The sequence below is a fragment of the Nocardioides oleivorans genome, assembly GCF_004137255.1.
Lineage (GTDB): Bacteria > Actinomycetota > Actinomycetes > Propionibacteriales > Nocardioidaceae > Nocardioides > Nocardioides oleivorans.
Window position 1 is genome coordinate 199042 of the sequence record NZ_SDWT01000002.1, and the last position, 16144, is coordinate 215185.

The 16144-nt window shown below is 72.6% G+C and carries 19 protein-coding genes; 5 read left to right on the forward strand and 14 right to left on the reverse strand.

Translation table 11 applies throughout. The features are described 5' to 3' along the window. Window positions 1-6 precede the first annotated feature (6 nt). Genes mshC through EUA93_RS16725 form a run of 4 tightly spaced genes read right to left on the reverse strand, consistent with a single transcriptional unit; the run spans window position 7 to window position 3400 of the window. The gene (gene mshC / locus EUA93_RS16710) at window positions 7-1245 is read right to left on the reverse strand and encodes a cysteine--1-D-myo-inosityl 2-amino-2-deoxy-alpha-D-glucopyranoside ligase (RefSeq protein ID WP_129401448.1); all 1239 of its coding nucleotides are present in this window, start codon (window positions 1243-1245) and stop codon (window positions 7-9) included. Between the two features lie 56 nt (window positions 1246-1301). Continuing rightward, window positions 1302-2096, reverse strand: coding sequence for an SCO1664 family protein (locus EUA93_RS16715; protein ID WP_242497467.1), 795 nt, complete (start codon window positions 2094-2096; stop codon window positions 1302-1304). After that, complete coding sequence (locus EUA93_RS16720) at window positions 2086-2670, reverse strand: DUF3090 domain-containing protein (RefSeq protein WP_129401449.1); 585 nt, start codon at window positions 2668-2670, stop codon at window positions 2086-2088. The genes EUA93_RS16715 and EUA93_RS16720 overlap by 11 nt, the downstream gene beginning before the upstream one ends. Before the next feature lie 10 nt (window positions 2671-2680). Next, entirely contained in the window at window positions 2681-3400 is a 720-nt protein-coding gene (locus tag EUA93_RS16725; RefSeq protein ID WP_129401450.1) for a histidine phosphatase family protein, read from the reverse strand. A 32-nt stretch (window positions 3401-3432) separates the two neighbouring features. Between EUA93_RS16725 and corA the strand changes: the two genes are divergently transcribed. After that, a complete protein-coding gene (corA, locus tag EUA93_RS16730) occupies window positions 3433-4413 on the forward strand; it encodes a magnesium/cobalt transporter CorA (RefSeq protein WP_129401451.1) in 981 nt (326 codons plus the stop codon). Then, window positions 4404-5654: an MFS transporter gene (locus EUA93_RS16735; protein ID WP_242497468.1), complete on the forward strand. Its 1251-nt coding sequence runs from the start codon at window positions 4404-4406 to the stop codon at window positions 5652-5654. Before corA ends, EUA93_RS16735 begins: the two co-directional genes overlap by 10 nt. Here EUA93_RS16735 and EUA93_RS16740 read toward each other — a convergent pair. Beyond that, window positions 5620-6441 carry an undecaprenyl-diphosphate phosphatase gene (locus tag EUA93_RS16740; protein WP_129401789.1) on the reverse strand — a complete coding sequence of 274 codons (822 nt, stop codon included), beginning with the start codon at window positions 6439-6441 and terminating at the stop codon, window positions 5620-5622. The genes EUA93_RS16735 and EUA93_RS16740 overlap by 35 nt on opposite strands. Before the next feature lie 68 nt (window positions 6442-6509). On the opposite strand from EUA93_RS16740, the gene EUA93_RS16745 reads away from it, so the two are divergent. Then, window positions 6510-7457, forward strand: a complete 948-nt coding sequence (locus tag EUA93_RS16745) for an aldo/keto reductase (RefSeq protein ID WP_129401452.1) — start codon at window positions 6510-6512, stop codon at window positions 7455-7457. Window positions 7458-7527: 70 nt separating this feature from the next. Further along, complete coding sequence (locus EUA93_RS16750) at window positions 7528-7755, forward strand: DUF5703 family protein (RefSeq protein ID WP_165355202.1); 228 nt, start codon at window positions 7528-7530, stop codon at window positions 7753-7755. A 31-nt stretch (window positions 7756-7786) separates the two neighbouring features. Here the strand turns inward: EUA93_RS16750 and EUA93_RS16755 are convergent, their stop codons facing one another. From EUA93_RS16755 to EUA93_RS16775, 5 genes are all read right to left on the reverse strand, one after another. Beyond that, window positions 7787-8251 (reverse strand): DUF427 domain-containing protein, encoded by a 465-nt coding sequence (locus EUA93_RS16755; protein WP_129401453.1) that lies wholly within the window; start codon window positions 8249-8251, stop codon window positions 7787-7789. Between the two features lie 23 nt (window positions 8252-8274). Next, window positions 8275-8937, reverse strand: a complete 663-nt coding sequence (gene rpe, locus EUA93_RS16760) for a ribulose-phosphate 3-epimerase (protein WP_129401454.1) — start codon at window positions 8935-8937, stop codon at window positions 8275-8277. A 10-nt stretch (window positions 8938-8947) separates the two neighbouring features. After that, a complete protein-coding gene (locus tag EUA93_RS16765; protein WP_129401455.1) occupies window positions 8948-9895 on the reverse strand; it encodes a lipid kinase in 948 nt (315 codons plus the stop codon). A gap of 82 nt (window positions 9896-9977) precedes the next feature. Further along, entirely contained in the window at window positions 9978-10949 is a 972-nt protein-coding gene (gene ligD, locus EUA93_RS16770) for a non-homologous end-joining DNA ligase (RefSeq protein ID WP_129401456.1), read from the reverse strand. Window positions 10950-10971: 22 nt separating this feature from the next. Further along, window positions 10972-11949, reverse strand: coding sequence for a hypothetical protein (locus EUA93_RS16775; RefSeq protein WP_129401457.1), 978 nt, complete (start codon window positions 11947-11949; stop codon window positions 10972-10974). A 182-nt stretch (window positions 11950-12131) separates the two neighbouring features. On the opposite strand from EUA93_RS16775, the gene EUA93_RS16780 reads away from it, so the two are divergent. Continuing rightward, window positions 12132-12881 (forward strand): AAA family ATPase, encoded by a 750-nt coding sequence (locus EUA93_RS16780; RefSeq protein ID WP_129401458.1) that lies wholly within the window; start codon window positions 12132-12134, stop codon window positions 12879-12881. A gap of 19 nt (window positions 12882-12900) precedes the next feature. On the opposite strand, the gene EUA93_RS16785 is transcribed toward EUA93_RS16780, so the two are convergent. Genes EUA93_RS16785 through def form a run of 4 tightly spaced genes read right to left on the reverse strand, consistent with a single transcriptional unit; the run spans window position 12901 to window position 16124 of the window. Continuing rightward, on the reverse strand, window positions 12901-14199 hold the full coding sequence (locus tag EUA93_RS16785) for an RsmB/NOP family class I SAM-dependent RNA methyltransferase (protein WP_242497469.1): 1299 nt from the start codon (window positions 14197-14199) through the stop codon (window positions 12901-12903). A 25-nt stretch (window positions 14200-14224) separates the two neighbouring features. Further along, window positions 14225-14650, reverse strand: a complete 426-nt coding sequence (locus EUA93_RS16790) for an MmcQ/YjbR family DNA-binding protein (protein ID WP_129401460.1) — start codon at window positions 14648-14650, stop codon at window positions 14225-14227. Beyond that, window positions 14647-15579 carry a methionyl-tRNA formyltransferase gene (gene fmt, locus EUA93_RS16795; protein WP_129401461.1) on the reverse strand — a complete coding sequence of 311 codons (933 nt, stop codon included), beginning with the start codon at window positions 15577-15579 and terminating at the stop codon, window positions 14647-14649. The genes EUA93_RS16790 and fmt overlap by 4 nt, the downstream gene beginning before the upstream one ends. Then, window positions 15579-16124, reverse strand: coding sequence for a peptide deformylase (def, locus tag EUA93_RS16800; RefSeq protein ID WP_129401462.1), 546 nt, complete (start codon window positions 16122-16124; stop codon window positions 15579-15581). Before def ends, fmt begins: the two co-directional genes overlap by 1 nt. Window positions 16125-16144: the final 20 nt, after the last annotated feature.

Genomic DNA, 16144 nt, shown 5'->3' on the forward strand with positions numbered 1-16144 from the left:
ACGACGTCAGAGCGACAGGCCGAGCGCGGCGTCGAGGAGCCGGTGGATGGTCGCTGCGGCCTCGCGGTCGGAGGTGTCGGCCAGCCCGGTCGTGCCCAGCGTGGCGTCGACCCACGCCTGGACTGCGGTCACCGCTGTGGGCGCGTCGAGGTCGTCGGCCAGTGCGGCGAGCACGGCGGTGACGACCGGCTCGGACGCAGCACCGGCTCCGAGGGCGAGCGCGCGGCGCCAGGTGACGAGGGTGTCGACGGCGTCCCAGAGCTGGTCGTCGGTCCACTCCCAGTCGCTGCGGTAGTGGTGGCGCAGCAGCACCAGGCGGATCGCCATCGGGTCGACCTCGCTCATCCGCAGGGCGGAGACGAAGACGAGGTTGCCGCGCGACTTCGACATCTTCTCGCCGTCGTAGGCGACCATCCCGGCGTGCGCGTAGGTCCGGGCGAAGCTCTCGCCGGGGTGCGCGACCTGCGCCTCGCCGGCGGACATCTCGTGGTGCGGGAAGACCAGGTCGCTGCCGCCGCCCTGGACGTCGAACGCCGTGCCGAGGTGGTCGAGCGCGATCGCCGAGCACTCGATGTGCCAGCCAGGGCGACCGGGACCCCACGGGCTGTCCCAGGCGGGCTCGCCGGGGCGCTCGGCGCGCCACAGCAGGCAGTCGAGCGGGTCGCGCTTGCCCTCGCGGTCCGGGTCGCCGCCGCGGTCGGGGAAGATCTCGAGCATCGCGTCGCGGGCGAGGCCAGAGACCGAGCCGAAGCGCTCGTCGGCGGTGACGGAGAAGTACAGGTCGTCCTCGACCCGGTAGACCGCTCCGGCCTCCTCGAGGCGCTCGATCAGCGCGATGACCTGAGGGATCGACTCGACGGCGCCGATGTAGTGCGCCGGCGGGAGGACGCGCAGCGCCTCCATGTCGTCGCGGAACAGCTGCGTCTCGCGCTCGGCGAGCTCGACCCAGTCGACCTTGACCTTCGCGGCCCGCTCCAGCAGCGGGTCGTCGACGTCGGTGACGTTCTGGACGTAGTTCACCTCGAGCCCGGCGTTGCGCCAGGCGCGGTTGAGCAGGTCGAACCCGACGTAGGTCGCGGCGTGCCCCATGTGCGTCGCGTCATAGGGCGTGATCCCGCAGACGTACATCCGGGCCGGGCCCTCGGGCGAGGTCTCGACGACCGTCGCGGTGGCGGTGTCGTGGAGCCGTACGGCAGGCCCGGTGACGGGCAGCTTCGGGACGTCAGGGGCGGACCAGGCTCGCATGTGGCGCAGCCTATCGGCCGGTCCTCAGCGGCCGGGACGGACCTGCGCGAGGCGGATCAGAACGGGGGCCAGGGGATGACGGGGTACCGCGAGGACGCCGGCGCGGGGAAGGTGCCACGGGACAGGAGCCGGCCCAGCCGCTTGGCGGTCACCTCGAGCTCCTCCTGGGTGAGCAGCCCGGCGAGCCTCGCGCCGAGGTCGCCGCCCAGAGCCGCGGACAGCCGGCGCAGGCCGTCGCCCTCCTCGTCGGTGATCGGCTCGCCGACGAAGCCCCACAGCACCGTGCGCAGCTTGTGCTCGACGTTGAACGTGAGGCCGTGGTCGACGCCGTGGCGGTGGCCGTCGGCCATGGGCAGGACGTGCCCGCCCTTGCGGTCGGCGTTGTTGACCACGGCGTCGAAGAGCGCCATCCGGCGCATCGGCTCGGAGTCCTCGTGGACCAGGGAGACCGGCTGGTCGTGGGCGTCGAGGCCGTCGAAGACGTGGCGGAACCCGGACGGGACCCGCCCCTCCTCGACGATGTCGACCGGCGACTGGTCGTCGACCTCGTCGCGCCACAGCTGCACCATGCCGGGGCCGTGGGGTCCGTCGCCCAGCACGGTCGGCGGGACGATGTCCCAGCCGAGCTCGGCGGAGACGGCGTACGCCGACACCTCGCGGGCGGCGAGGGTGCCGTCGGGGAAGTCCCACAGGGGCTTCTCCCCCGCGATCGGCTTGTAGACCACGCGCACGCCGCCGAGCTCGCCGACGAAGGTCGCGTTGGAGGCAGGCAGCACGCGGCCGTGGAGCACGAGCTCACCGGTCGGGAAGCCGTCCGGCAGCGCGCCGGACAGGGTGGGATCAGGGATCACGACGTCGGAAGCCGTTGGCCCGGACGCAGAGGTGGCCAGCGGGGTCGATCGGCTCGCCGCAGAACGGGCAGTCCGGGCGACCGGCCCCGATGACCGTGCGTGACCGCTCGACGAACGAGCGCGCGGCGGCCGCGGTGATCCGGACGAGGAAGATCTCCTCCGGCTCCGGCTCGAGGAGGTCCTCGAGGTCCTCCTGCAGCTGCTCGGGCGACACGACGGCGGCCTCGGTGAACGGGAAGACCTCGATCACCACGCGCTCGTCGGCACCGTCCCACGACAGCGTCATGGTGCCGGCGCGGAACTCCTCCTCGATCGGCTGCTCCAGCGGCTGGCTGTCCGCCAGGTCGCGGGGCGCGATGGCCGGGATCAGCAGGTCGTCGCTCGCCGCACGCATGATCTCGTCGAGGAGCTCGTCGATGCGCTCGGCGAGCGCCTCGACCTGCTGCTTCTCGAGGGAGACGCTCACCATCCGCGCACCCTCGCGGGCCTGGAGGAAGAACGTGCGCTGGCCGGGTTCGCCGACGGTGCCGGCGACGAAGCGCTCGGGTGGGTCGAAACGGTGCACGACTGGCATGTCCTTCAGCCTAGGACGTGGCCGTCTGCGGCCCGGCGCCACCACCGACGGCGGCGTCGCCGGACGCCCGGCGCGAGCGCCCCTTCTTCTTCGGCGGGGTGAGCCACGACAGGTCGCCGGCATGGGTGTTGGTGCCGACCACGAAGGGGCGCGACTCGGTGTAGCGGATGATCGACACCGACGCCGGGTCGACGTGGATGCGTTGGAACAGGTCCAGGTGGGTGCCGAGGGCGTCGGCGAGGATCGACTTGATCGGGTCGCCGTGGCTGACCGCGAGCCACACCGCGTCGTCGCCGTGCTCGGCCGCGATGCGGGCGTCGTGACGTCGTACGGCGGCCACGGCGCGGTCCTGCATCGCGCGCATCGACTCGCCGCCGGGGAACGTCGCCGCCGACGGCTGCGCCTGCACGGTCTTCCAGAGCCTCTCCTTGGCCAACTCCTTGATCGGGCGGCCCTGCCACTCGCCGTAGTCGCACTCGGAGAGCTGCTTGTCCACGCTCGCGCGCAGCGACTCGGCCTGGCGCGACGTGATCTCCTTCGCGGTCTCTCGGCACCGCTCGAGCGGGCTGGTGACGGCGGCGGCGAGGCGGACGCCGGCGAGCCGCTCACCGACCGCGACCGCCTGTTCCAGGCCGGTCTCGTCGAGGTGCACGCCGGACGTGCGGCCCGCGAGGACACCGGCCGTGTTGGCCGACGAACGACCGTGTCGCACGAGGATCAGGGTTGCCATAGTGGGCAGGCTAGTGGGACTAGCCTGAGCGCGTGATCGTCGACAACGCGCTCTACCACGACGGCAGGCGTGTCCCCCTCGGCGACGGCGACGACCAGAGCCTCGGCTCGGCACGGGTCCCGTGCGACCCGGGCGACTTCCAGTGGATCGGCATCCACGACCCGACCCCCGACGAGCTCGACCTCATCGCCAAGACGTTCGACCTGCACCCGCTCGCGGTCGAGGACGCCGGCGACTCCCACCAGCGGCCCAAGCTCGAGCGCTACGACGACATGCTCTTCCTGGTCATCAAGACGCTCTGGTACGTCGACGAGCACGACGCCGTGGAGACCGGCGAGATCAACATGTTCGTCGGCCGCGACTTCGTGGTCACCGTCCGGCACGGCAAGGGCATCGACCTGGCCGCGGCGCGCAAGGACCTCGAGGACCGCGCCCAGGTCCTCGAGCACGGCCCGATGGCGGTGCTCTACGCGATCTGCGACCGCGTGGTCGACGAGTACGAGAAGGTCGGCGCCGCCCTCGAGGAGGACGTCGACGAGGTCGAGGAGTCCGTCTTCTCCCCCGCCCGCACCGACGACTCCACGCGCATCTACGTCCTCAAGCGCGAGATCGCCGAGGTGCGCCGCGCCGTCCTGCCGTTGCGTGAGCCGATGCGCAAGTTCGCCATGGGGGTCCACCCGAGCATCTCGAGCGAGACCGCGACCTACTTCCGCGACGTCGCCGACCACCTCCAGCGGGTCGCCGAGGTCGTCGACAACCTCGACTCCCTCCTGTCGTCCGCGTTCGACGCCCACCTCGCCCGGATCTCGGTGCAGCAGAACGAGGACATGCGCAAGATCTCGGCGGGCGCCGCGCTGGTCGTCGTACCGACGCTGGTGGCCGGCATCTACGGCATGAACTTCGACCACATGCCCGAGCTCCACTGGACCTACGGCTACCCGTTCTCCCTGCTGCTCATGGGCGGCATGGTCACGGCGCTGTGGGCGTGGTTCAAGAAGTCCGGGTGGCTGTGACCCCAGCGTCGCGGACCGCTCCGTCGGCGTGGCGGGTGGTCTGGTGGTTCGGCTTCGTCAGCCTGGCCGCCGACATGGTCTACGAGGGCGCCCGCTCGGTCTACGGACCCGTGCTCGCGGCGCTCGGGGCCTCCGCCGTGGTCGTCGGACTGGTCACCGGGGCGGGCGAGGCGGTCGCCCTGGTCCTGCGGCTGGCGTTCGGCCCGATCGCCGACCGCACGGGCCGCTACTGGTCGCTCACCATCGTCGGCTACGGCCTGACCGCCGTCTGCGTGCCGCTGCTCTGGCTGGCCCCGCGGCTCGGCGTGGCCGGGCTCGGCTTCGCGGCGACCATGATCCTGCTCGAGCGCCTCGGGAAGGCGGTCCGGTCGCCGTCGAAGTCGGCGCTCCTCGCGCACGTCGCGACCGCGGTGGGGCGCGGCCGGGGCTTCGGCGTCCACAAGGCCCTCGACCAGGTCGGCGCGTTCGCCGGCCCGCTCCTCGTCGCGGCGGTCGTCGCGGCGTCGTCGCTCTGGGTCGGCATGGCGGTCCTCGCCGTGCCCGGGGCGATCGCGATGGTCCTGCTCCTCACGCTCCGCGCCCGCGTCCCCGACCCGGGGGTGTACGACGACCAGCCGGCGCCCGCCGCCATGGAGGCACCGGTCGAGCGCCGGGGGTGGTGGGCCGAGGCCGTCGGCGCCGGGCTGTCGGGCGACTTCTTCCGCTACGCCTTCGCGGCCTCGCTCACCACCGGCGGCCTGGTGACCTTCGGCATCATCGGCTACCACCTCACGATCGACGGCCTGCTTCCCGTCGCCGCCGTCCCGCTCGTCTACGCCGGCGCGATGGCGGTGGAGGCCGTGGCCGCCCTGGTCGTCGGGTCCGTCTACGACCGCACCGGCACCCGCGTGCTGCTCGTCGTGCCGGTGCTCGTGGCCCTCGTCCCGGCGCTCGCGCTGGGCCCGGCGCTGTGGACCGTCCTCGCCGGTGTCGTGGTGTGGGGTATCGCGCAGGGCGTGCAGGACTCCACGATCAAGGCCGTGGTGGCCGACCTCGTGGAGGCACCGCGGCGGGCGACGGCGTACGGCGTCTTCGCGGGGATCCAGGGTGCGCTGGCCATCGTCGGCGGTGTCACGGCCGGCTGGCTCTACGAGCGTTCGCTGCTCGCGCTCGTCGTGGTGGTCGCGCTCACCCAGGTCGTGGCGCTGGTGATCCTGCTGCAGACGTTCAGGGGTTCAGCACGCCCACGCCGAGCAGGATGAGGACCCCCGCCCCGAGCAGGATGCGGTAGACGACGAACGGCGTGTAGGACCGGGTGCTGACGTAGCGCAGCAGCCAGGCGATGGCGGCGTACCCGACGACGAACGAGACCACGGTGCCGACGAGCGTCGGACCCCAGCCGAAGTCGTTGTGACCGTCCGGGATGTCCTTCAGCTCGAAGAGGCCGGCACCGACGACGGCGGGGATCGCCAGCAGGAACGCGAACCGCGTGGCGGCCTCGCGGTCGAAGCCGAGGAAGCGGCCCATCGAGATGGTGGCCCCGGAGCGGGAGACGCCGGGGATCAGGGCCAGCGCCTGGGCGACACCCATCAGCACGGCGTCCTTGAGGGTGATCTTCTTGATCGTGCGGTCGGTGCTGCCGACCCGGTCGGCGACGCCGAGCACGATGCCGAGCACGATCAGCGTGCAGCCGACGATCCAGAGGTTGCGGAAGTCGCGCTCGATCACGTCCTTGAGCAGCACGCCCAGCACCACGATCGGCAGCGAGCCGATGATGACGTACCAGCCCATCCGGGCGTCCAGCGTGCCCCGGTGCTCGGCGCGGAACAGCGAGCGCACCCAGGCGTTGCCGATGCGCCAGATGTCCTTGCGGAAGTAGATGAGCACCGCGAGCTCGGTGCCGATCTGGATGACCGCCGTGAAGGCGGCTCCCGGGTCGCCCCAGCCGAAGAGCTCGGGGAAGATCCGCAGGTGGGCGCTGCTCGAGATCGGGAGGAACTCGGTCAGTCCCTGGATGACGCCGAGGACCACGGCCTTGAGGAGATCGATCACGAGGCGTCAGCCTACGGGCGCGTCCCTGCAACGAACCTGACGGGCGCGTGACTAGTCTCGCCTGCATGCAGCAGCGTTCCCTCGGTGCCACTGGGCTCAAGGTCTCCCGACTCGGTCTCGGCACCATGACGTGGGGTCGCGACACCGACGAGCACGAGGCCCGCGACCAGCTCGTCGCCTTCGCCGAGGCCGGCGGCACGCTGCTCGACACCGCGGCCGGCTACGGCGACGGTGCGAGCGAGGAGCTGATCGGCACGCTCATCGGCGACGTCGTCAGCCGCGACGAGGTCGTCCTCGCCACCAAGGCCGGCATCTCGCGTCGTACGGGCGAGCGGGTCACCGACACCTCGCGCGGCACCTTGCTCTCGACCCTCGACGCCTCGCTCAAGCGGCTCCGCGTGGACCACGTCGACCTGTGGCAGGTGCACGTCTGGACCGACGAGACGCCGCTCGAGGAGACGCTCCACGCGCTGGACCTGGCGGTCTCGTCCGGCCGCGTGTCCTACGTCGGGATCTCCAACTACACCGGCTGGCAGACCGCCCAGGCCGCGACCTGGCAGCGCGCCGTCCCCGGACGTACGCCGCTCGCGTCGACGCAGGTCGAGTACTCCCTGCTCAACCGCAACGTCGAGCACGAGGTCGTGCCCGCCGCCCAGGCCCTCGGCCTCGGCGTCCTGCCGTGGTCCCCGCTGGGCCGCGGCGTGCTCACCGGGAAGTACCGCACCGGTACGCCGTCCGACTCGCGCGCCGCCACCGAGCACTTCGGCCGCTTCGTCAGCGTCTACCTCGACGACCGCGCGCGCGGCATCGTCGAGGCCGTGGCCCGCGCGGCCGACGGGCTCGGCTGGTCGCCGCTCGAGGTCTCGCTGGTCTGGGTCCGCGACCGGCCCGGCGTCACCGCCCCGATCGTCGGCGCCCGCACCGCGGCCCAGCTCGACGGGGCCCTCGGCGTCGAGGACCTCACGCTCCCCGTCGAGATCCTCGACGCGCTCGACGACGTCTCCGCGGAATAGGTCCGCGGCGGCGCCGGTTCTCGTCCCACGCATCCAGCCCACACCCGTCACCGAGGAGCAAGGAGAGCAGATGGCCCGCATCCAGCGCCGCCCGCCCGGCCGAGGCATCGAGTGGGAGTTCGAGACGCTCGTGCTTCCCCGCGACCTCTCCCGCAACGTCGTCACCCGGATGCTCGTCGAGCGCGCCGAGCACGGTGGGTGGGAGCTCGACCGGCTCAGGATCGGCAACGACGGCAAGCGCCGGGTGGTCCTGCGCCGCAAGATCATCCGCCAGCGGCTGACCCTGTTCGCCAGCTGAGCCTCCTGGCCGGGCGGCCCAGCGCTCGCGGCTACCAGCCCGAGGTGCCCGGAGAGCCCTTGAACGGACCGGTCACGCGCGAGGTGATCCAGCCGCCGTAGAAGTTCCCCGGCTGCGGCACCACGACCTCGTCGTCGACCGTGCAGCGGTCCACGCGACCGGGATAGAGCGCGACGTGGTCGAGCAGCACCTCGAAGCCCTTCGACGGCGTCGGGTAGGTCCACGCGATCGAGGCCAGCACCTCTTCGCCGACCACCACGTCGAAGTAGGCCGCCTGGCCCTTCCACTCGCACCACGAGCCGCCCTGGCCGGGCCGGAGGACACCGTCGGCGAACGACGACAGCGGCAGGTAGTAGGTCGGCGGGTGGCTCGTCTCGAGCACGCGCAGGCTGCTGGTGGTGTCGGCGACCACGACGCCTCCGTGCGTGACGACGACGTGCTCGCTGCTCGGGTCGACCGCGGGGGGACGCGGGTAGTCCCAGACGGACTCGGTCATGGGCCCAACCTACGGAGCGGCACCTAGGCGCTCGCGGCCTCGGCACTCTGGCGGAGCTCGCGGACCATGGCGTCGGGGTCGTCGGCGGAGTAGACGGCCGAGCCCGCCACGAACACGTCGGCACCGGCCTCGGCGCACCGCTCGATGGTCTCGAGCGAGACGCCGCCGTCGACCTGGAGCCAGGTCTCGACACCGTGCTTGCGCATCAGCTCACGCGCCGTGCGGATCTTCGGCAGGCACAGGTCGAGGAACTTCTGGCCACCGAAGCCCGGCTCGACGGTCATGATCAGCACCATGTCGAGCTCGGGCAGCAGCGCCTCGTAGGGCTCGATCGGCGTCGCCGGCTTGAGTGCCATCGAGGCCCGCGCGCCCTGGGAGCGGATCTCCCGGGCGAGCCGGACCGGGGCCTTGGCCGCCTCGGCGTGGAAGGTCACCGAACCGCAGCCGGCCTCGGCGTAGGCCGGCGCCCACCGGTCGGCGTCCTCGATCATCAGGTGCACGTCGATCGGCTGGCTCGCGTGCTGGGCGAGCGACTCGATGATCGGCAGCCCCAGCGTCAGGTTGGGCACGAAGTGGTTGTCCATCACGTCCACGTGCACCCAGTCGGCGCTGGGGATGCGCGCCACCTCGTCGGCCAGGCGCGACAGGTCGGCGTTGAGGATGCTCGGCGTGATCTGGATGCCCACGGGGACGATCCTAGGGAGTCTGCTCCTGGTCCATCCGGGCGGCTCGGCTCCCGACGGGTACGACGACGTGCAGCGCGTTGCGGTCGACCTCGAACGTCGCGGGCGTCCGGGCGGCGATCTCGCCGTCGAGGTTCACCTCCAGCGGCTCGTCGGTGACGATGCGGATCCGGCGTGCGGTCAGGTGGTGGACCCGGTCGTGCTCGACGAGCTGTCCGGTGCGCAGCAGGCGGGCGACCGAGACATGGTCGCGCAGCCGCCCCTGCTCGACGGCGTACACGTCGAGGAGGTGGTCGTCGATGGAGGCGTTCGGGGCGACGGTGAGCCCTCCGCCGTAGTGCCGGCCGTTGCCGACCGCGACCTGCATCAGGTCGCGCAGCTCCAGGACCGTGCCGTCCTCGAGCTCGAGCCGCGCGGCGAACGGTCGGTGCGAGCGGTACGCCGCCAGGGTGGCGGCCGGGTAGGCGAAGCGACCGAGGCGTCGCTTGAGGCCCGGCGTGAGCCGCTGCGTGACCGCGACCGAGAGGCCGACCGAGGCGACGTTGAGGTAGGCCCGGCCATCGACGAGACCGAGGTCGACGTCGACCACCTTGCCGGTGGTCAGCGTCGCGACGGCCTGCTCGAGCACCGACGGGATCTCGAGGGTGCGGGCGAAGTCGTTGGCCGTGCCGAGCGGGAGCACCCCCAGCGTGGTCCGGGTGCGGGACACGAGCCCCGCGGCGCACGCGATCGTGCCGTCGCCACCTCCGACGACCAGCAGGTCGGGCTCGTCGGCGACCGCGACCTGGAGGGCGTCCACCAGCTCGCCGCCGCCGTGGGCGGGCCGGACCCGCACGTCGTCGGACACCGACCGGAGGGCGGCCTCGACCAGCGGGAGCGCCCGCAGCCCGGTGCGGGAGGCGGTGTTGACGACGACGGACACCCGGTCGCTGCGGGGCTGGGTCGAGCAGTCGGTGGTCATGGATCGACGCTACGGAGCCCCGGTGAGAGCCAGATGAGGACGACCTGTGCGGACGCTGTGCCTCGGGCCGGGAGCCGTCCGGTCAGGAGTCCTCGGGCTCGGGCGGTGCCTCCGCACCCTCGTCGTCGTCGCGGTCGGCCCACTCCAGCAGGGGCAAGATGTCGAACGGGTGCCCGTCGATGTCGGCGTGCAGGTCGCCGATCTCGGCGAACCGCCCGGGCATCGTGAAGATCGTGAAGTCGTCCGGCTCGCAGGCGTCGACCTCGTCCCACCGGATCGGTGCGGAGACCCGTGCCCGGGGCACGCCGCGCACGGAGTAGGCCGCGGCGATCGTGTGGTCGCGCGCGTTCTGGTTGTAGTCGACGAACAGCTGCGCGGGGTCCCGGTCCTTGCGCCACCACGCCGTGGTGACCTCTCCCCCGGCGCGCCGCTCGACCTCGCGCGCGAAGGCCAGCGCACCTCGTCGTACGTCCTGGAAGCCGTGGTCGGGCGGGATCCGCACGTAGACGTGCAGCCCCGAGCCGCCGCTGGTCTTGGGGAACCCGGTGGCGCCGAGCTCGTCGAGCACCTCGTGGGCGACGTGGGCGACCCGCTGGACGGTGCCCCAGTCGCACGCAGGCCCGGGGTCGAGGTCGATGCGCCACTCGTCGGGCTTCTCGGTGTCGGCGCGGCGGCTGTTCCACGGGTGGAACTCGACGGTGGACATCTGCACCGCCCAGATCACGCTGGCGAGCTCGGTCACGCACAGCTCGTCGGCGGTCCGCTTCCACCGCGGGAAGAACAGCTGGACGGTCTCGACCCATGCGGGAGCGCCGGCGGGCAGCCGCTTCTGGTGCACCTTGTCGCCGGCCAGGCCCTTGGGGAAGCGGTGCAGCATGCACGGGCGCTCGAGGAGGGCGTTGACGATGCCGTCGCCGACGGACAGGTAGTACTCGACGAGGTCGAGCTTCGTCGCCCCGGGCCCGCCGTCGACGGGCGGGAAGTAGACGCGGTCGGGGTTGGTCACCTTGACGACGCGGTCGTCGACCTCGATCTCGACGAAGGGGGACGCCATCGCCCCAACCTAGCCGTGCGGACTACTTCTTGGCGGGAGCCTCGGACGGAGTCGCCTGCGCGACCGTGACCGTGAAGGCGTCGGACCAGCCCTCGTCGGCGTACTGCGACTGGGGGCGGTGCCAGCGGAACTCGGTGGTCTCCGCGACGGGTACGACGACGCGCGCCAGGCCGTCGGCGTCGGCGAGCTGCGGACCGCCGACCGGCGCCCACGCGCCGTTGCCGGTGCGCGACTCCAGCACGAGCGGGTCGCCGGTGACGCGGCCGTTGCCGTCGGCGACGCGCCCCGTCAGGGTCACCTCGGCACCGGCGTCGACCTGCTTGACCGGCCCGCCGATGGTGGTGGAGAGGGAGAGCCCCTCGAAGTCGAAGGTCGAGCCGCCCGCGCGGACGGCGTCGAGGTTGAACGGCCGGGAGTCGCACCCGAAGCCGGTGACGGTGAAGCCCGCGCCGTCGCCGTGCTGGCCCGCGAACCCGGCCGGGGTGGCGGACCCGGCCGCGGAGACCGGCTTGCGGGTTCTCAGGTCGACCAGAGACCAGTCGTAGGTGAGCTCGGCGGAGGAGACCTGGGTCCAGCCGCCGGCCGGGACGGTGACGTCGGCGCGGCCCGCCCACGCGGTGCCTGCGGGGCTGTCGGCCGTGATCGCGACGACGTACGAGACACCCTGCGTGCCCGCGGTCGCGGCGACCGACAGCGAGGTGTCGATGCCGGCGAGCGAGCCGAAGCGGGAGTACGGCCCGGAGGCGCTGCCGCCCGATGCCGGCACGATGCCGAGCGAGCGGCGGCCGAGGGGCGCGGAGTAGGGGCCGAGGTTGATGCGCGACTGCGGTGCCACGCCCTGGCCGAAGACGGCGTCGCAGGACACGTAGGTGAGGAAGGTGTCCGGATCGCCGGTGGTCGGTCCGGACAGTGTCCGGCTCTCGGCGTGGGCCGGTGCAGCCCACAGCGCTGCCACCGCCACGCCCGACGCGACGATCCCGAGACTGTTCCGCAACCGCATGTGTTTCCTGCTCCCCCTACGCCCTCCGCATCCCTCCGATGCGACGCGCTCACCCCATCATGCTCGGATACTCCAAGGTTGTGAACACGCGGCGCGGAGATGACCAATTCTTCGTATCCCGGTGAACAGGTCCGCCGGGCGCTCCGGGAGCGCGGTCGGTGGGGCTCGCTACGGTGGCCGCCATGCCGTTCAGGGGTGACGACTTCCCACGACATCCGGTGCGCCGCGCGGAGGCGCGCGCCGACCACGGGCTGCGGGCGGACGCCTATCCGGCGTCCATCCCGGCCGTCGCGCAGGTGCTGGCCGACGGGCTCGACCTCGAGCCGGGGGTGACGTTCCTCGTCGGGGAGAACGGGTCGGGCAAGTCGACCATCGTCGAGGCGGTCGCGACCGCGTTCGGGCTGTCGCCGGAGGGAGGGAGCACGCACAGCATGCACTCGACCCGGCCGACCGAGTCGGCGCTCGGCGACGCACTCCAGCTGGTGCGCGGGGCGGGAGCGTCCAAGTGGGGCTTCTTCCTCCGTGCCGAGACGATGCACGGCTGGTACTCCTACATCGAGGACAACCCGAAGACCTCCGGTGACCCGGACGTCGCCTTCCACTCGCTGAGCCACGGTGAGTCCTTCCTGGCCGTCCTCGAGTCCCGCTTCACCGGGCGCGGCTTCTTCTGCCTCGACGAGCCCGAGGCGGCGCTGTCGTTCTCGTCCACGCTGGGCCTCATCGCGACCCTCCAGCGGCTGGTCGCCCGCCGCGGCCAGGTGCTGTGCGCGACCCACTCCCCCGTGCTCGCCGCGATGCCGGGCGCGCGGATCCTCGAGGCCGGACCGTGGGGCCTGCGCGAGACGTCGTGGGACGACCTCGACCTCGTCGACCACTGGCGGCGCTACCTCGCCGAGCCGTGGTCCTACCTGCGCCACCTGCAGGACGACTGACGCCGCCCGTGACCGGCCGTCAGACCAGCGCGCGCCGGCGCAGCCTGGCGGCGAACATCGCGTCGGTGCCGTCACGGTGCGGCCAGAGCTGGAACCGGTCGACCTCGACCGTGTCGTCGCGCCCGGCCAGCACCGCCTCGACGACGCCGGTGGTCTCGGCCAGCACCGGGGAGCACGTCGCGTAGACGACCACGCCGCCCGGACGCACCGACTCGACCGCCGCGTCCAGGAGCGCGCGCTGGAGGGTGACGAGCACGTCCAGGTCCTCGGGCGTCCGCCGCCAGCGCGACTCGGGGCGCCGCCGCAGCGCTCCCAGCCCCGAGCACGGCGCATCGACGAGCACCCGGTCGAAGGTGCCCGGCACCCAGGCCGGTCGCACCCCGTCACCGGCGACCACCCGGACCGCCCGAGCGGGGACGGAGCGCATGGCCGAGGCCACCAGGGCCGCCCGGTGGGGCTGGCGCTCGTTGGCCACGAGCACCGCACCCCGCTGGGCCGCGAGCGACGCCAGCAGTGCAGCCTTGCCCCCGGGGCCGGCGCAGAGGTCGAGCCAGCGCTCGTCACGGCCCTCGATCGGAGCGTCCGTCATCGCGAGCGCCACGAGCTGCGAGCCCTCGTCCTGCACGCCGGCCCGTCCCTCGGCCACCGCGGGGATCGCCGCCGGATCGCCCCCGTCGAGCACGACGCCGTACGGCGACCGGCTGGTGCGGGTGCCCCCGGCGGCCTCCAGCTCGGTGACGTCCGCGAGGCCCGGGCGAGCCACCAGCGTGACGCGCGGGGCGGCATTGTCGGCGGCGAGGAGCTCCTCGAGCCCGTCGTCGGCGCCGAGGGCCGCCGCGAGCGCGTCGACCACCCAGCGCGGATGCGACTGCGCCACCGCGAGGTGACCGCGCAGGTCGCGGGTGCGCTCGGGCGCGACGGCCGCGACCCAGGCGTCGAGGTCCTCCCGGCTCACCTTGCGCAGGACCGCGTTGACGAGACCGGCCGGGCCCTGGCCCACGGACGCGCGGACCAGGTCCACGCTGGTGGAGATAGCCGCGTGGTCGGGGACCCGCATCGACAGCAGCTGGTGCACGCCGAGCCGGAGCACGTCGCGGACCTCGGGCTGGAGCCGGGGCTTCGTCAGGCAGGCATCGATCACGGGGTCGTAGAGCCCGTGCATCCGGATCGCGCCCGACGCGAGCTCGGTGGCGAGGGCGGCGTCGCGTCCCTCGAGCCGGTGCTTGCGCAGCACCTGCGGCAGGACCAGGTTGGCGTACGCGTCGTCGACGCGCACGGCGGTCAGCACGTCGAGCGCGGCCCGGCGCGGACGGTCCACCGGCCTTCGGGATCCCCGGGACCGGTCAGTCACCGAGGTGCTCCCGCACCAGCTTCTTGGGTGCCTTGGTCGCCCAGGCCTCGGTGACCACCTCGGTCAGCTCCTGCCGGCTGATCTCCCCCAGGCGCGACTGCTGCACGAGGACGGCGTTGTAGCCCCGGAAGTGGTCGATCGTGAAGAACGGCGTGGAGTCGTCCTCCACGAGCGCGTGCTTCTCGACCTCGGTGGGCGTCGTGATCACGATCAGGTCGTCGTACTGCTCCCCGGTCTCCGGGTCGATCGCCGTGGGGCCGGGGGCGCGGTAGAGGACGAATCCCTTGCCCTTCGGCCCGCGCGGGACCTTCCAGGTCGGTCGGTCCCCCCACGAGGTGCCGAGCTCGGTCTCGGGCAGCGCGGCACAGATCTCGTCGACGTCCTCGGGCCGGGCGGGTCGCTGGTCGGAGGTGCTCACGCGTCCGAGCCTAGGCGCGTGCCCGACTCCAGGCGCACCCCGCGGGCCCAGTCGGCGGCCGCCATCTGCTTCTTCCCGAACGCCTTGACGTCACCGAGCTGCACGGGCGCGGAGGCGGTCCCCACGAGGACGGCGTTCTTGGTGACCTCGAGGACGCCCGGCTCGAGCGCGTCGCGGTCGGCGATGGTGACCGGACCGATCTTGATGCGCTCCCCCTCGAACGTGCTCCAGGCACCCGGCGCGGGATCGCACGCGCGCACCTGGCGGTCGATCCCGATGGCGGGGTGCGTCCAGTCGATGCGGGCGTCGTCCACGAGGATCTTCGGGGCGAAGGAGACGCCGTCGTCGGGTTGCTCACGGGCCGCGAGCGTGCCGTCCTCGATGCCGTCCAGGGTCTGCACGAGCAGCCCGGCGCCGCCCTCGGCGAGGCGCGTCAGCAGGTCGCCCGCGGTGTCGGCGGCGCGGATCCGCTCGGTCATCACACCGAAGACGGGTCCGGCGTCGAGCTCCTTCACGATCCGGAACGTTGTCGCCCCGGTGAGCTCGTCGCCTGCCCACAGGGCGTGCTGGACCGGCGCGGCGCCCCTCCAGGCCGGCAGCACCGAGAAGTGCAGGTTGATCCAGCCATGGGGCACCAGGTCGAGCGCCGACTGCGGCAGCAGCGCGCCGTAGGCGACGACCGGGCACGCGTCCGGCCGCAGCGCGGCCAGGGCGGCCTGGAACTCGGGCTCGCGCGGGTGCACGGGCTTCAGCACCGGTACGCCGATCTCGTCGGCTCGCTGCGCGACGGGGCTGGCGACCAGCTTGCGGCCGCGGCCGCTCGGGGCGTCGGGTCGGGTGACCACCCCGACGAGCTCGTGGCGGCTGGCGGCGATCGCGTCGAGCGCGGGCACGGCGACCTCGGGGGTGCCGGCGAAGACCACGCGCATCAGCGACCGAGGCCGAAGGTGCTGTGCGGGCTCACCCGGACGGTCGGCTTCTCCAGGCCGAACCACTCGGACTCGCGGATCTCCTTCATCGCCGCCTTGCGGGCGTCGGTGTCGAGCTTGTCGATGAAGAGGATCCCGTCGAGGTGGTCGGTCTCGTGCTGCATGGCGCGGGCCAGGAGCTCGGACGCCTCGATGCGCAGCGGCTCGCCGTGCATGTCGAAGCCGGTCGCGATGACGCGCAGCGCGCGCAGGCAGTCGTAGGTCAGCTCGGGCAGCGAGAGACAGCCCTCGGCGCCGTCCTGGGTCTCGTCGGACAGCGCGAGCGACGGGTTGACGAGGTGGCCGGTCTCGCCGTCGACGTGCCAGGTGAAGACCCGCAGCCCGATCCCGATCTGCGGCGCGGCCAGGCCCGCGCCGGGCGCGGCGAGCATCGTGTCGGTGAGGTCGGTGACGATCTGGCGCAGGTCCTTGTCGAAGCGGTCGACCTCGACGGCGCGCTGGCGCAGCACGGGATCTCCGAACAGGCGGATGGGCTGGACGGCCACGGAACTCCTCGGTCTGGGTG

Bases quoted from the DNA above. Each gene is read 5' to 3' on its own strand.
- mshC (WP_129401448.1), bottom strand. From the start codon at position 1,245: ATGCGAGCCTGGTCCGCCCCTGACGTCCCGAAGCTGCCCGTCACCGGG.
- EUA93_RS16720 (WP_129401449.1), bottom strand. From the start codon at position 2,670: ATGCCAGTCGTGCACCGTTTCGACCCACCCGAGCGCTTCGTCGCCGGC.
- EUA93_RS16725 (WP_129401450.1), bottom strand. From the start codon at position 3,400: ATGGCAACCCTGATCCTCGTGCGACACGGTCGTTCGTCGGCCAACACG.
- EUA93_RS16745 (WP_129401452.1), top strand. From the start codon at position 6,510: ATGCAGCAGCGTTCCCTCGGTGCCACTGGGCTCAAGGTCTCCCGACTC.
- EUA93_RS16750 (WP_165355202.1), top strand. From the start codon at position 7,528: ATGGCCCGCATCCAGCGCCGCCCGCCCGGCCGAGGCATCGAGTGGGAG.
- EUA93_RS16755 (WP_129401453.1), bottom strand. From the start codon at position 8,251: ATGACCGAGTCCGTCTGGGACTACCCGCGTCCCCCCGCGGTCGACCCG.
- EUA93_RS16765 (WP_129401455.1), bottom strand. From the start codon at position 9,895: ATGACCACCGACTGCTCGACCCAGCCCCGCAGCGACCGGGTGTCCGTC.
- ligD (WP_129401456.1), bottom strand. From the start codon at position 10,949: ATGGCGTCCCCCTTCGTCGAGATCGAGGTCGACGACCGCGTCGTCAAG.
- EUA93_RS16775 (WP_129401457.1), bottom strand. From the start codon at position 11,949: ATGCGGTTGCGGAACAGTCTCGGGATCGTCGCGTCGGGCGTGGCGGTG.
- EUA93_RS16780 (WP_129401458.1), top strand. From the start codon at position 12,132: ATGCCGTTCAGGGGTGACGACTTCCCACGACATCCGGTGCGCCGCGCG.
- fmt (WP_129401461.1), bottom strand. From the start codon at position 15,579: ATGCGCGTGGTCTTCGCCGGCACCCCCGAGGTCGCCGTGCCCGCGCTC.